This is a genomic window from Ruegeria meonggei, from assembly GCF_900172215.1.
In the GTDB taxonomy this organism is placed as follows: Bacteria; Pseudomonadota; Alphaproteobacteria; order Rhodobacterales; family Rhodobacteraceae; genus Ruegeria; species Ruegeria meonggei.
In genome coordinates this window covers 25,533-40,057 of sequence record NZ_FWFP01000016.1, presented here as the reverse complement: position 1 = coordinate 40,057, position 14,525 = coordinate 25,533, and the positions used below count along the sequence as shown (strand labels likewise).

Genomic DNA, 14,525 nt, shown 5'->3' with positions numbered 1-14,525 from the left:
GCCTCAGGCTGCATTGCCGTTCTCCGTATCCAAGCCACGCGTCATGGCGACGACAATTTCATCCGGGTTCGTATCTGAAGTTGTGTAGGTGGCGACGTTGCTGCCGTGGCGCAGGACGGTGATCCGATCTGAGACTTCAAAAATGTCGCGCATGTTGTGCGAGATGTAGACGACTGCGTGGTTCGTCTCGCGCAGTCGTTTGACAACCTCCAGAACCTGGCGTGTCTGTGCGACACCAAGTGCGGCCGTGGGTTCATCCAGCATGACCACTGAGCTTTCCGTCCCGACGGCGCGGGCAATCGCAATGGCTTGACGCTGACCACCTGAAAGTCCGCCTACTTTGGCCCGAACAGATTGCAATGTGCGAACTTCAAGCTTGTCGATGGCTTTCTTGGCCTTCACTTCCATTTCCAGATCGTCAAGCGGACGCAGGAGGTGCGGCAGGAAACTCCAGCCGGGTTTAACGGGTTCGGCCCCCAGGGACAGGTTGGCTGAAACATCCAGATTTTCGCACAGAGCAAGGTCCTGATAGACGATCTGAATGCCAAGCTCGGTTGCATCATTGGGCGTGGACATTTCGACGGGCTTGCCGTCGAGCAAAAACTCACCGTCGTCGGCAAGATGCGCTCCGGCGAGCACTTTCATCAGCGTGGATTTGCCCGCGCCGTTGTCGCCGACTAAGGCCATCACTTCACCGCGGGCGACCTCAAAGTCAACGCCGCGTAGCGCGTGCACTCCGCCAAACCGTTTTTGAATCCCACGCACAGCAAGGTGCGCTGGTGGGGCAGCTTGCCCCACCATTGTGTTTTCAAACGTCATAACTTGACCTTGTTACTTACAGAAGTCGGTTGCGGCTGCTTCGCCCTGGCAGACCATATCCTTGGTGATCGACGCATCGTTCTCGATCACGTAGGCGACACCTTCTGCGCCGATAGCCGAGTATGAACCAACCGGCACGTAGGCCACGTCAGCTCCGACACCGTTGGTCACAGTTTGTGGCGCAAGATCAGAAAAATCTTCACCACTCACCAAGCGAACCGTGACCTGAGCCGCAGCGGCTGCCATGTCTTCAAGCGGGCGCCAGCCGCATTGCGTTTGCTTACCCAACAGCATCAATTGTTGTGCCTGTACCGTGCAGTCCAATCCAGAGACCGGGACCGTTCCGGCCATCCCCTGTTCTTCCATTGCGGCAATAGCAGCACCGGCGTTCCCGTCGTTGGAAGAAACGACACCTTGAACGTTGTTATCGAGTTGAGTCAGCGCCTGATCCATCGAACGACGCGCAATGGCGGGGTCCCAGCCTTGTGTCCAGTTTTCATAGCCCATGACCCGTGCACCACTTTCAAACAGAGGTGTGAGTGCGCGCAACTGGCCATTGTGGATGACAGCCGCATTCGGATCGGTCGGCGACCCTTTGAGCATTACGAGAGTATCGCCGTCTTTGGTGTTCTCGATCACATGGGTTGCCTGATCGAACCCCATGCCTTCCAGATCGGCCTGCACCCAGAATGTTGTGTTGGGCGAGTTGATCATCCGGTCATAGGCAATCGTCGGAATACCTTCTTCGGCAGCCGTATCCGCAATAATGGCCGAGCTCTCACCGTCGATAGGAATGACAACAAGAACCTTTGCGCCTTGCGTCAGCGCTTGCTCAGCCTGTCGCTGCTGTGTGGCGGTATCATTGTTGGCATTGAACACCTCAACTTTCACGTCGGGTGCAATCTCGCCCATGGTGCGCACAAACGCCGCTGCATCCTGCTGTTCCCAGCGTGGATTCACGTTTTCCGGCAGCAACAGAGCAACCATGTCTTCTGCCGATGCCATCTCGGCTGCCAGCAACGCAGACGTCGCGACAGTTCCGGCCAGCAGGCCTTTCGAAAGCTTTGAAAACATCATATCCTCCTCGTCGATGTTTCTGGCGCGTAGCGCCGGATTATCTGGTGGAGTTCTCCCGTTTCTTCGGGCCAACCTGACGACGCGAGGCTGGGTAGAAGCATGTCTCGTGTCGTCACCACTAGCCCGGCCACCTTCCCGGACAGTGGGTATCTCATCCCTTTTGTTCGCTTGCCCCACGTTTGATGCTGAAATCTGGCAGAGCCCCTGAAAGGCGCTCATAGGTATCGGCCAAATGCTCGCGCATCGCCGATGTGGCGACCTCACTGTCCTGAGCCTCAATGGCCCTCAACACCCGCCTGTGCAGCGGCAGCGAACGTTTGTTTTCGCGCGGGTCGCTGTTTGTCACTTTGATTGAGCTTAGGAGCGCCGAAAAGATCACACCCTCCAGAGCGATAAGCACTTCGTTATTCGCGGCGCGCAGGACAGAACGATGAAAAAGCGCGTCTGCGACCACAAAATCCTGGATCGAGCTCGCTTGCTCCATGTCTTGCTGCGCTTTGCGAATATCTTCGATCTGCTTTGGCGTTGCCGTTTGAGCCGCCCAGCCCGCAGCATTGGGCTCTACCATTTGTCTTACGTCCATCAACTGACGAAGAAACTCGGGCTTCGGTTCAATGCCCTGATGCCAGGCCAGCACATCATCATCCAGAAGGTTCCAACTTGCGCGCCACCGCACTCGCGTACCACTGCCGCGGCGCACTTCCAGCAGCCCCTTGCTAACCAGCAATTTGATTGCCTCACGTACAACAGATTTACTGACCCCGAAACGGGTGCACAGCTTGTTTTCGTCGTCGATCAAACCGCCTTCCGGGAAATGCCCGGCAACGATGCGCCGCCCAAGCTCACGGCACACCTGAGTTGCAAGGCCAGGTGCCACACCAGCTGTATCTTTCAGATCGTAAAATAAAAGCTCGCTCATAGGATGATCTTAAACATCTGATGTTTCCATTGTCCAGATGTATTGCCTGCCTAGAGGTGATTGTGAAATTATGAGATGGCTCAACTTTCACCCAAGTGTTTGCCAAATATAGGCTTATAGGGACTGGTAGTCCTTGTTTCGGGAACTGGTAGAGCGACGGTTTGGCTTGCGTCATATTTGAGTTTGGATTTTTTTTGCCCGTATTCCTCTTCGGTCCGGAAAGTATTTGCGCCGTCTCGACTCACTCAGCATGAAACCCAGGGTGTTCCTTACTTTTTCGGCAACTCGATAGAAATGCACCCATTCGCCACGAACGCTAAAAAGGTCTCATCCATGGGCTTGGAAATCAGCGTAGAGCGCCTTTTCTGTTGCGCTCGAACTGCGATCACCGGCGAGTGTTTCGAAGCCCATCCATTTAAAGTGGTGTGATAGAAAGAAACACCTCATTCAGAACCGCTTGCTAGGGAAAGGGATAACCTTTCAAAGAGGTTATAGTGAAACTTGTTCGATTGATTTTAACCCAACAAGCACCAGGATACGCAATTTGATCAACCATAGTCTCAGGCTTGCGACACAACCTCCGCGCTTTCGATCCATCCATCGCTGACAGGCTGCTTTTTGCGACTTTTCTGAATGCGGGTCCATTGTATCGGGAAAGAGTTTGCAGGATAAAAGCAAATCTCCGGGCAGGCAGAAAAATCAGGCGGCACTTGCGAACCTATCATGAATACGCTGAAAAAAATCTTGGGTTCAATTTCCGAAGGATTGGACCGCCAGGCAGAGACCTCTCCAGAATATCCAAATTCTGGGCTTCACTTCGTTGGTTATGACTACAATGTGCGACAAAACCAAATTTGTGGGGCGGGCTGGTTACTGCTTTCTTTCGGTGTAGCGTCTCGTAGACGGCTGGGCAGGGCCGTTCTCAAGTCACTACCACATTCGAACCTTGCAAAAGTTTCTCGTTGGACATTGCCACGAGAAGTTGACGCAGCACTCAACTCATTGAAAACGGCACGAGACCTTGAAGCAAACGAGGTTATGGGCGGAGTTCCAAGTGACAGCGCTGAACGCATTGGTGAAAGAATTCTTCACCTTACCACCATGCGTGCCTTTGGCCGCGCTCGCGAATTGCTACTGCAAAACGAAGCCAATCTGCACGATAGATTCGAGCCGCTTCAGGAACAGTTAAACAGACTGGAGAACGGGGATCCGATCCCGCAATGCGGAAGCTGGTTGGTTGGTCGCCGGAGCGAGAAATCTGAAAATACGAGCGGTTCGAAGATAATATCTGAAACCCTGTGGCGAACAGAAAATCAAAAGATCGTGGATACCCTCTACAATGAAGGGGTCCATAGCGCGGCGGGTCTTGACGCGTTGCTTGCCGGCGTTTCAACCGATCCTTTGCGTGCCCTTTCCCTTCTTGGATTTATGAACAATGGACTTGATGAGAGCTACAAGTCCAAGTTGGTAGCTGCTACACGCCCCTTGCCGCCGATGGCCCGTTTCGTGATGTTTTCGCACTGGAATTGGGTGGACGGAAAGCGCCTGGTCGACGCGTTTGAAGAAGCTATTGCAACGGGCCAAACCTACAACGTCGAAGCGTCGCTGCTGCGTGCGATGTCCGGTCATCTGTCCTTGCCAAAGAAGGGCGGAGCGAAAAGGAAATTGTTCGACAAGCTGTCTCGACTTGCGGCAGGAAGGGCCGCCTTTGGGGCCGATCCTTTGATAGATTCAGCGGCAAAACAAGGGGTGCGCGTGGTGGGGAAAGAAGCCATGCCAATCGCGTTAGCAGCAGATCAAGACTACAATTACTCACCCAAAAAGATGGCACAGGGTGTAGCACCTGCTCTTACCAGTCGAGCAAAAGCCTGGTTGGAACAGGCATCTGCCAGGGCCAAGGGAACGGTGGTTTTCTCTCCTCACGCCCAAAACCTTGCCCACGCTTCAAGGCTATTGCAAATCGCACTGGCGGGCATGGGAAAACCTGTTCAAACCATTGTCACAATCGCGCCTGAGATCGGCGACCCCGCCGAGGCTGCGGGCTTTTTGACCGCGGCACGAAAAAAAGGGTTTGACATCACCTTATCTGGTCGTTGGTTGAACAAACGCAATACTCACGCAAGCCAGTACCTGGAGCGTTTGCGTTCGGGTGAGGTGCTACAGATCTATTTCGACGGCACCAAGGCACCTGGTAGAAGATTGTTTGTCCCGTGGTTAACGCGGCCCGCCAAATTGCCGGGGTTTCCCGCGCAACTGGCGATATCCAGCGGTGCAGATGTTTGCTTTGCTGCGACTTGGGTAGACGGCGACGGTACTCAGATCATCGACATTGTCCCGCTTGACCCACCGCCCCGGGCGGGAGCAAACCTGGTCCGCACGTTGTGGCTTACCCAGCAACTTGCGCGTGCTTGTCGACACTTTGTTTTGATGCAGAAGATGCCGGTTCAGAGACATTTGTTAGCCGCTTACGGGGGCCCATCACCCAAGCGAGAGTTGATTGAGCTGAGCACCTGGCTGCAAAGCGATGCGGTGCGTGAAAGCAAGCTGTGCTGGCTTTCTGGTTTTGACCCAACCCATATCGCCATACGAACGGCATCGGGTTCCGTCACCTATGCAAGTCTTGCGAGCTTGTGCTTGCGTATGTCCAACATGCTGCTGCATTTTCAGGATACTGCACCAAACCATACCAATTCCGAACGCAGTTTCGAGGATCAGCACCGGATCTTGTGCTTGTTGCCAGCCAGTCCTGCTGCAGTTGTGACACAGCTGGCTTCAACTGCAGCCGGCAGTTTGCTTTGCGTTGGATTGCCAGAGGATTCCGACGTTCAGCTTACTGACCGTTTAACGGCCTTTAATCCTGATTTGATTGTCGTGACTTTTTCGCTGTGGAGCCGTTTGATTGCTGCGGCCCCAGAGCTGGAGGGCAGGAACGCACTGATCATTGGCGACGACTGTGATGAAGCCGCGCTGGAATTCTTGTTGGAGAGTTTTGCCGAACCCCCGGCATTGCCACCTCTCGACCTTCAGCGCCCAGCTTATGTCGTCTACACCTCAGGCAGTTCAGGAGAGCCCAAAGGAGTCGTTCTGGCCGCGGGTATGGCCTCGCGGATGCTGGTATTCAACTATGATGAACCACAAACACTGCTGACAGTTGTGCGCTGGGACACTGCAACTGCCCTTGAAACGTTGCCTGCATTTGTGGGGAACCATACAATTGTCCTGCCTCCGACCAACGGCTTTTCAGACCTGAAACAGCTTTGCAACCTTATGATTGAAACTTCCGCAACAGCCTTGTCTGCTCCGTGCAGCGTGTTGCATGGAATGCTGCAAAACCCTGATTTTTCGCCCAGCCGGTTGCCCGAGCTGACCGTATTTTTCCCCTGGGGCGAACCAAGTCGCGCACGATTCATACAGGATCTTGTCAATCGGTTCCCGAAGGCGGAACTAAACGCGTGTTACGGTGCAACAGAGTTCATCGATGTGTCTTGCGGAAAGCTGTCAGGTGAAGAGTTCGCCAAGTATCAGGGATCTCCGGGTGGGATGCTGTTGCCGGGGACGCGGGCGGTCAATTCTGAAGGTGATGATTTGAAACCTGGAGAAATCGGTCGAGTAGAGGCGCTCGGCTATGATCGGACCCTGGGCACGTTCAAGGACCTTCAGGCAGGAGCTCGGGTGGTTGATCCGCTCAAAGATCCAATTCTTTTGGAGGACTGGGTGACGGTTTTGCCGGATGGCAGCTTGGATGTGCTGGGGCGAATTGACGATGTGGTCAACATCCGGGGGCGGAGAGTATCGCTGAATGATCTTTCTGAAACGGCAGAAAACATAGACGGTGTCGCCCGCGTGTTTGTCACAACCATACTTGTGCGCGATGCCGACGCGGTGGCCATGGCCGTCGAAACCAGCCGGACAGACACCGACATTCTTGAAAATGAGCTGCGGCAAGCCATTACCAAAAAGTTCTTTGCCTCTGCGGCACCTGTGCGATGTGTTCACATTGAGGAACTGCCGCGTCTGCCGAGCGGAAAATTGGATCGAAAGAGACTTCAAACCTTTTTGGAGAATGGTTGCGCCAATACGACCGCCTTGATCGCGCGGCGTGCAGAGGGTGCGAACACCGCGGAAGAGCCCTTGCCGCCAATGCTAGAGTTGCTGAGAGACTTTGCAAGTCAGGAGGGTCTGGTTCCGCGGGCAAGATTTGATCCCGACAATACCCTTCCGTTTCTGGATTCTATCCTTAGTCTGATACTTATGCTGAGCATCGAGGAATTCCTTGGAAAACCCCCACCGGCGCATGTTTTTGACCGTCAAAGTACCGTAACATGGCGCGAACTGGCTGAAGAACTGAGTAGCGAAACTGTTCAGGTTTAGTGTGGTATTTCCACTGTGGTTATGCGAGCCGGAAACCGTTGTTCCATTTCACAACACCGATGACGCATGACAAGAGGGGAAACAGGCACTGCTTATCCCGCCATCTGTAACATCTGTGGTCCTGGCCTCGCTGCTCACGGGTTCAAAAGCTCTAATAGCTCGGCGTGTAATGCGGGGGTTGCAGCCGATACAACCGCCCCGTTTGAGCTGAGTTCCAGCGGCCTCCCCTGCCAATCGGTCATCACTCCACCCGCAGCTTCGATCAGTGGAGAGAGCGCGAGGAAATCATAGGGCTGCAGGTCATAATCCACGACCGCATCCACATGTCCCGCCGCCAGCAAGGCATGGGGATAGCCGTCATAGGCGAACCGACGTGTCTGTCCCGATTGCATCAAACGATTGAACAAATCCGGATGGTCGCTATACAGCTTGTCGCCTTCATTCACGTAGAGGATAGCCTGATCCAGGTGTGATTTGTCCGAAACATGGATAGGCTGGCCATTCAGGCTTGCGCCTTTTCCGAGCACACCAAAAAAAGTCTCGTTCAATGCGGGCATTCCCACCACACCCAGTTGCGGGTGCCCATCGACAAGATATGCCAGAAGAAACCCGAATAGCGGATGCCCTGACAGAAAAGACCGGGTTCCGTCGATCGGGTCGATCACCCACATGTGGCGTCCGTCACCGGTATCTTGACCTTCTTCCTCGCCAAACACGCCATGGTCGGGAAAGTATCGGTTCAGATAGGACCGCACTTTGGCTTCTACATCTTTATCGGCCTGTGTAACCGGGCTTTGATCCTGTTTGAACTCAATGCCGAGAGTGCCGCGAAAATACTGCATCGCAGCTTGTGACGCGAGTTCCGAGATCGCTTTTGCATGCGTGTCCAACGCCATGGCATCTTGCATGTTCTGTCCTTTTGGAAGGGTTCGCGTCACGTTTTGACACGTTCCATTTTAGGGTCATAAAGCGGTTGCAGGGTAACATTGCAGGGGACCCGCTGGGTTGCGACTTCCAACTCATAGTTACCGGACGTTACAAATTTCACGTCGACCCCTTCGGGGTTGCGAACGTAGCCATAGCCAATGGATTTACCCACGGTATAGCCATAGCCGCCTGAGGTCAGCCAACCAACGCGCTGTCCATCGCGATAGATCGTCTCACGGCCCAGCAGAACGACATCAGGGTCCACGGTGAAGCAGGCCAGCATCTTTTTGACACCCCCGGATCCTTGCGCCTCGGCCGCGGCGCGGCCCTTGAAATCGACGTTCTTGCGCAGTTTCACAGCCCAGCCCAAACCGCTTTCGAAGGGCGTGTGATCGGGGCCGATATCGGATCCCCAGGCACGATAGGCTTTCTCCAACCGAAGCGATTCAATCGCGCGGTAGCCGGCATTTATCAGACCATGTGCCTGCCCGGCCTCCTTCAATGCGGAATAAACGGTCTGGGCGTATTCTACCGGCAGATGCAACTCCCAGCCAAGCTCGCCCACATAGGTCACGCGCAGCGCCCTGACCGGGCAACCGGCGATGCCGATTGTGCGGATGGTGCCAAATTTGAAACCCTCATTCGACGCATCATCGCGGGTCACTGCCGCCAGAATGTCCCGCGCTTTCGGGCCCATCAGCGACAGCACCGCGTTGGACGAGGTGATGTCAAACAACTGACAGTTCAGCCCATCGGGGATATTGCGACTGATCCAGTCGAAATCATGGGTGGCAAAGCCGGTGCCGGTGACGATGTAGAATTCGTCATGGGCCACGCGACCTACGGTCAGGTCACATTCAATCCCACCCTTGTCGTTCAGCATCTGGGTATAGACCAGTGCGCCAACAGGCTTGTCCACATCATTGGCGCAGATCCAGTTCATCGCCGCCAGCGCATCCGGTCCCTTTAACGCGAACTTGGCAAAGGAAGTCTGGTCGAAAAGTACCGCCGCCTCACGCGCAGCCTTGTGTTCGCGGCCTACGGCATCGAACCAGTTCTGGCGGCCAAAGCTGTATTCATCCTTGGCCGCCTCTCCCAGCGATGCGTCGGCAAACCAGTTCGGGCGTTCCCAACCCAGTTTCTCGCCAAAGCAGGCGCCATGGCTTTTCAATGTGTCATAGAGCGGCGACTTTCGGCACGGACGGCCCGAGGCGTGCTCTTCATGTGGCCAGGCCATTGTATAGTGCTTGCCATAGGCTTCGACAGTTCGCGTTCGGACCCAGTCGGTATCGAAATGCGGCCGACCAAACCGGCGGATATCGGCGGACCACAAGTCAAAGGGCGGCTCACCTTTGTGTACCCATTCGGCCAGGGCCATTCCCGCCCCGCCACCCGCGGCGATACCAAAGGCGTTGAATCCGGCCCCGACAAAGAAATTGCTCAGTTCGGGCGCTTCACCGACGATGAAGTTGCCATCGGGGGTAAAGCTCTCGGGACCGTTGGTCAGGGTTTTGACGCCCGCATGCTCAAGTGCGGGCACCCGGCCAAGGGCTTGTTCCATCAGCTGTTCGAAATGGTCGAAATTGCTGTCGAGCAGGGTATAGTGGAAGCCCTGCGGCATGCCGTTGGTGGCCCAGGGGATCGGGTTTGGTTCATAGCCCCCCATGACCAGACCGCCGACTTCTTCTTTGTAGTAGGTCAACCGGTCCGGATCGCGCAGGGTTGGCAGATTGCTGGGCACGTCAAACGGCTCGGTCACCATATACTGATGTTCCATTGGCACTAGAGGCACGTTTACACCATAGCGGCTTGCAAAATTGCGGGTCCATTGACCGGCGCAACAGATGACCTTTTCACATTCAATCCGGCCATGTTCGGTGATGACGGCGCGGATTTTGCCGTTTTCGATTTCGATATCAGTGACCTTGGTGTCCTCGAAAATCTTTGCACCGGCCATGCGTGCGCCCTTGGCCAGCGCCTGCGTGATGTCCGAGGGGTTGGCCTGACCATCGGTCGGCAGATAGGCCGCGCCGATCACGTCCGACACATCCATCAGCGGCCACAGTTCCAGCGCCTCGGAAGGGGTCAGAAGCTGCATGTCCAGACCAAAGGAATGCGCAGTGGTGGCCTGTCGCTTGACCTCGGTCCAACGTTGCTCGTTACAGGCCAGGCGCAGACCACCATTCATCTTCCAGCCGGTGCCAAGACCGGTTTCCTCTTCGATCTTGTTGTACAGATCGACCGAATACCCCAGCAGCTGCGTGATATTGGCGTTCGAGCGCAACTGCCCCACCAGACCAGCCGCATGGAATGTGGTGCCAGAGGTCAGCTTTTTACGCTCTAGCAGCACGGTGTCGGTCCAGCCCAGCTTGGCCAGATGATAGGCGGTCGAGCAGCCGATGATCCCGCCGCCGATGATGACGGCTTTGGCTGTTTTCGGAAGGTCGGTCATGTCTGTCCTCAGGTATTATTGAAATCGCTCAGGGCCGCGCGAAACCGCGCGAGGTTTTCGGCTGTGTAAGCTGCGTAATCGAAGTCAATATCCGAGGTGATCTCGGACACCATGCTCCACATGGTTTCGCGCAGCAGCGATGCGCATTTCATCGCGGTGTAGCGATGGCGCAGGTCGTCGGTGACAAGGGTTTCGAAATAGCTTTCCAGCATCCAGTTTTCTTGTTCTTGCGACAAGCCGTTATTCGAGGCCAGCCCGCCCAGATCGAATAGTGGCGAGTTGAACCCGGCATAGTCGAAATCGATCAGCCACAAGCGGTTGCCATCGTCCAGAAAATTGCCGCAGAGCAGATCGTTATGGCCAAAGACCATGTCATAAGGTCCGGCCTCGGCTTCGAGTTTGTTACCGGTCTGAACCAATTCAGAGATTAAAGCCGAGTGAGTGCTGCCGCGGTCCGTAAGCGTGGCGGCATAGTCGCGGATGACATGGAAAACCCAGAACACCAGCACGGGTCCACGCAGGTGCAAAGGTACTTTGCGGTGGTAGGCTTTCACCAATTCCAACACATGGGGCAACATATCGGGATGGCGCACATCCTCTTCGCTCAGCGTGTGGCTTGGGATGAATTCCAGCACCGTCAGATCGCCAGAGGCATGAATGACGGCAGGGGACAATCCGGCGGCATGTGCGGCCTTGTTTGCGGCCAACTCATTGAAACGCATCACTTGATGCAGCGGGATGTCGTCCCCTGCGCGCACTACATAGGACCCGGTGGTGTCGGTAACTTTGTAGTTCACGTTAGTGATCCCGCCGGTCAGCGGTTCCGCCGTAATTTCCCCTTGCCAGACAGGCAATTTTCGGATGCGGGCCAGTAGGTCAGATTGGCTCATCTCAATTCTCCAGTCCAAAGCGGATGCGCGCCTGACGGGCACCCGCGTTGATCAGCCGGTCGGCAATGATGGCAATGAAGGCAATCGATAGACCCGCCACCAGACCCCGGCCGGTATCGGCCTTGGTCAGAGCGATGTAGACTTCTTGACCCAGATCGCGGGTGCCCACCAAGGCGGTAATGACCAGCATGGACAGAGCCAGCATGATTGTCTGGTTGATGCCCAACAGGATCTCGGGCAGGGCCATCGGCAGGCGGATATGGCGCAACAATTGTGTGGGGGTGCAGCCCGAAACCAATCCGGCCTCGATCAGTTCCCCGCTGACTGAGCGCACGCCATGAGCGGCATAGCGCACCGCCGGGGCCAGCGCATACAGGACGATAGCGATCAAAGCGGTGAAATCGCCGACCCGGAACAGCATCACAACCGGTATCAGATAGACAAAGCTGGGCAGTGTTTGCAGCGTGTCAATCAGCAGGTTGATGACTGCTCCGGCTCGTTTGTTCAACGCGGCCAGTACGCCCAGCGGTACGCCGATCAGCGTCGCAAGAATGACCGAGGCACCACAGAGATACACCGTCACCATAGCTTTGGACCACAGGCCCGAGACCAGGATCAGCGAGGCCATCCCTCCGCACAGCAGCGCCAGCCGCCAGCCGCCAGCATGCCAGCCCAGCAAGGTCAGCATGGCAATGGCCCAGGGCCATGGGATTCCCAGCAGAACCGTTTTGATCGGAATCATGAACCACGTCAGGAAAAAGACCTTGATCGCCTCGAACGTGTCGAAATAGTTGACGTTCAGGTATTTGACCGTGTCATCCCAGAACGCGCCGGTAGTGATGGTCTGGTTTTCCGGATACTCCAGCAACAGGGGCGAAAACTGGCCCAGTACCCAAGTCAGAACCAGCAGGACCAGCACAAGCACCGTTCGACGATGGCGGGTGATCCACGTGCCAGGTATCTCGTGATGCACCTGTCCCATGCGCTCGGCAAAGGATTGGCTCAGCCGGTCAATCGCGATGGCAAGGACGACAATGGCGATCCCGGCCTCGAACCCTGCGCCGATGTCCAGTCGGCGCAGCGCGGCGAGGACGTCGAACCCCAACCCACCGGCCCCGATCATCGAGGCGATGATGACCATGTTCAGGGTCAGCATGATCACCTGATTGACCCCCACCATCAGGCTGTGGCTGGCCGAGGGCACCAAGACGCGCCACATCAGCTGCCGTTGGGTCGTACCGGCCATGCGCCCAAAGTCCAGGATCTCGGGATCGACGGCCTTAAGCGCCAGCGTGGTGATCCGTACCATCGGAGGCGTGGCGTAGATCATCGTCGCAACCAGCGCTGAGATCGGGCCAAAGCCGAACATGAACAGGATCGGTACCAGATAGGCAAAGATCGGGATCGTCTGCATCAGGTCCAGAATGGGCGAAATGATGCGTTCGAATGTTGGGTGGCGATAGGCGATTATGCCGGTCATCAGACCTCCGCCTGCACCAATCGGAACCGCGATCAGGACCGAGGCAAGCGTCACCATCGCGCTGTCCCACTGACCAAAAACGGCGAGGTATATGAAACACGCTCCCACCAGTGCGGCCAGCGCCCAGTCGCGGCAATACTGACCCAGCGCGATCACGGCGGCGATCACGACGATCCAGCTGATGGCGGGCAGAATAACTTGTGCCTCATTTCCCTGACCGCGGACAAAACCATCCGCCAGCAGGGTCAACACAAGGTTATAGGGCTGTTCGATCAGCCATGCGATCGCGCGCGTGACATCGGTGAACGAGACTGGCCCAAGGGCTGCGTCTTCGATCAGCCAGGTCATCGCCGACGAGATATAGCTTTTGAACGGGATAACCCAAGCTGACGGGAATTTGGTCAACCAGCGCGCATCCAGCGTTTTGCCTAGATCACGACCGAACCAACCCAACAGAATCGTGACCACAACAAGCGTCAGAATAACGATCCGGCTGCGGTTCAGGCGGATCATGCGGCGTCCCCTGCGCCGAACAGCACATGCGCCACCGCTTTGCGATCAATGCCTCCGACAATCTGGCCGTTCCCATCCGACACCGGAATCGGCGCATCCGCCGCTATGATCCGTTCTGCTACATCCGAGACGCGGGTGGATTGCGGAATCGGTTCGCCTTCACCTTTGACGCCGGGAGTCATGACACCCCCCACTGTCAGAACTTTCGACCGTGGGATGTGGCGGGTGAACTCGGCGACATAGTCGGTGGCGGGGTGCATCACAAGTTCTTCAGGTGTAGCGATCTGGATGATTTCACCATCCTTCATGATGGCGATGCGATCGGCCAGACGGACCGCTTCTTCAAAATCGTGCGTGATGAAGACGATTGTTTTGTGCAAGCGCTCTTGCAGGCGCAAAAACTCGTCCTGCATCTCGCGCCGGATTAACGGATCAAGCGCTGAGAACGGTTCATCCAGAAACCAAAGATCTGGTTCTGTCACCAAAGAACGGGCAATGCCGACACGTTGCTGCTGCCCGCCTGAGAGTTCGCGTGGATAGTTGTCTTCGCGCCCTTTCAGGCCGACCAGCTCTACTACGTCGCGCGCCTTGGCTTTGGCCTCGGGTTTGGGCGTGGCCTGAATGGTCAGCGGAAACATCACGTTCTGCAACACTGTCAGATGCGGAAGCAGAGCAAAATGCTGAAACACCATTCCCATCTTGTGACGTCGGATTTCGATCAGTTCTTTTTCACTCGTGCTCAGCAAATCTGCGTCATCGAACAGGACTTCTCCGGCGGTGGGTTCAATCAACCTTGAAAGGCAGCGGACCAAAGTGGATTTGCCCGATCCGGACAGACCCATGATGATAAAAATCTCTCCTTCAGCGATATCGATATTGGCGCTGCGCACCGCGCCGATCACACCCGCCTTGCGAATATCATCGGCTGACGGGTTCGGATTTTGTCGCAGCAGCGATTCCGCCTTGGGGCCGTATAGTTTCCATACGTTGCGGCAGGATAGTTTTGTCTTGGGGGTCATCCGGGCGTCCAGTCACAGGGTGGAAAAAAACCGGAACGAGTGGGGAGAGGAAGTTACT

The 14,525-nt window shown here is 55.9% G+C and carries 9 protein-coding genes; 1 reads left to right on the top strand and 8 read right to left on the bottom strand.

All coding sequences use genetic code 11. The features are described 5' to 3' along the window. Nucleotides 1-3 precede the first annotated feature (3 nt). The 3 genes from RUM8411_RS20865 to RUM8411_RS20855 all read right to left on the bottom strand — a co-directional run bounded on the left by RUM8411_RS20865 (nt 4) and on the right by RUM8411_RS20855 (nt 2,815). Nucleotides 4-819, bottom strand: coding sequence for an ATP-binding cassette domain-containing protein (locus tag RUM8411_RS20865; RefSeq protein ID WP_085824663.1), 816 nt, complete (start codon nt 817-819; stop codon nt 4-6). 12 nt (nt 820-831) lie between these two features. Continuing rightward, a complete protein-coding gene (locus tag RUM8411_RS20860) occupies nt 832-1,893 on the bottom strand; it encodes an ABC transporter substrate-binding protein (RefSeq protein WP_085824662.1) in 1,062 nt (353 codons plus the stop codon). A gap of 154 nt (nt 1,894-2,047) precedes the next feature. Further along, on the bottom strand, nt 2,048-2,815 hold the full coding sequence (locus tag RUM8411_RS20855; RefSeq protein ID WP_085824661.1) for a FadR/GntR family transcriptional regulator: 768 nt from the start codon (nt 2,813-2,815) through the stop codon (nt 2,048-2,050). A 723-nt stretch (nt 2,816-3,538) separates the two neighbouring features. Between RUM8411_RS20855 and RUM8411_RS20850 the strand changes: the two genes are divergently transcribed. After that, on the top strand, nt 3,539-7,186 hold the full coding sequence (locus RUM8411_RS20850) for an AMP-binding protein (RefSeq protein WP_085824660.1): 3,648 nt from the start codon (nt 3,539-3,541) through the stop codon (nt 7,184-7,186). A 134-nt stretch (nt 7,187-7,320) separates the two neighbouring features. On the opposite strand, the gene RUM8411_RS20845 is transcribed toward RUM8411_RS20850, so the two are convergent. From RUM8411_RS20845 to RUM8411_RS20825, 5 genes are read right to left on the bottom strand one after another with little or no spacing between them, the layout of a single operon-like run. Next, on the bottom strand, nt 7,321-8,094 hold the full coding sequence (locus RUM8411_RS20845) for an inositol monophosphatase family protein (protein WP_143534951.1): 774 nt from the start codon (nt 8,092-8,094) through the stop codon (nt 7,321-7,323). Nucleotides 8,095-8,120: 26 nt separating this feature from the next. Continuing rightward, nucleotides 8,121-10,565: a GcvT family protein gene (locus RUM8411_RS20840; RefSeq protein WP_085824659.1), complete on the bottom strand. Its 2,445-nt coding sequence runs from the start codon at nt 10,563-10,565 to the stop codon at nt 8,121-8,123. 8 nt (nt 10,566-10,573) lie between these two features. Continuing rightward, nucleotides 10,574-11,455, bottom strand: a complete 882-nt coding sequence (locus tag RUM8411_RS20835; protein WP_085824658.1) for a phosphotransferase — start codon at nt 11,453-11,455, stop codon at nt 10,574-10,576. Nucleotide 11,456: 1 nt separating this feature from the next. Next, on the bottom strand, nt 11,457-13,448 hold the full coding sequence (locus RUM8411_RS20830) for an ABC transporter permease (protein ID WP_085824657.1): 1,992 nt from the start codon (nt 13,446-13,448) through the stop codon (nt 11,457-11,459). After that, nucleotides 13,445-14,467, bottom strand: coding sequence for a quaternary amine ABC transporter ATP-binding protein (locus tag RUM8411_RS20825; RefSeq protein WP_085824656.1), 1,023 nt, complete (start codon nt 14,465-14,467; stop codon nt 13,445-13,447). The genes RUM8411_RS20830 and RUM8411_RS20825 overlap by 4 nt, the downstream gene beginning before the upstream one ends. Nucleotides 14,468-14,525 lie beyond the last annotated feature (58 nt).

Coding starts and splice junctions, on each gene's coding strand:
- RUM8411_RS20840 (WP_085824659.1), bottom strand. CDS start 10,565: ATGACCGACCTTCCGAAAACAGCCAAAGCCGTCATCATCGGCGGCGGG.
- RUM8411_RS20860 (WP_085824662.1), bottom strand. CDS start 1,893: ATGTTTTCAAAGCTTTCGAAAGGCCTGCTGGCCGGAACTGTCGCGACG.
- RUM8411_RS20855 (WP_085824661.1), bottom strand. CDS start 2,815: ATGAGCGAGCTTTTATTTTACGATCTGAAAGATACAGCTGGTGTGGCA.
- RUM8411_RS20825 (WP_085824656.1), bottom strand. CDS start 14,467: ATGACCCCCAAGACAAAACTATCCTGCCGCAACGTATGGAAACTATAC.
- RUM8411_RS20830 (WP_085824657.1), bottom strand. CDS start 13,448: ATGATCCGCCTGAACCGCAGCCGGATCGTTATTCTGACGCTTGTTGTG.
- RUM8411_RS20850 (WP_085824660.1), top strand. CDS start 3,539: ATGAATACGCTGAAAAAAATCTTGGGTTCAATTTCCGAAGGATTGGAC.
- RUM8411_RS20865 (WP_085824663.1), bottom strand. CDS start 819: ATGACGTTTGAAAACACAATGGTGGGGCAAGCTGCCCCACCAGCGCAC.
- RUM8411_RS20845 (WP_143534951.1), bottom strand. CDS start 8,094: ATGCAAGATGCCATGGCGTTGGACACGCATGCAAAAGCGATCTCGGAA.
- RUM8411_RS20835 (WP_085824658.1), bottom strand. CDS start 11,455: ATGAGCCAATCTGACCTACTGGCCCGCATCCGAAAATTGCCTGTCTGG.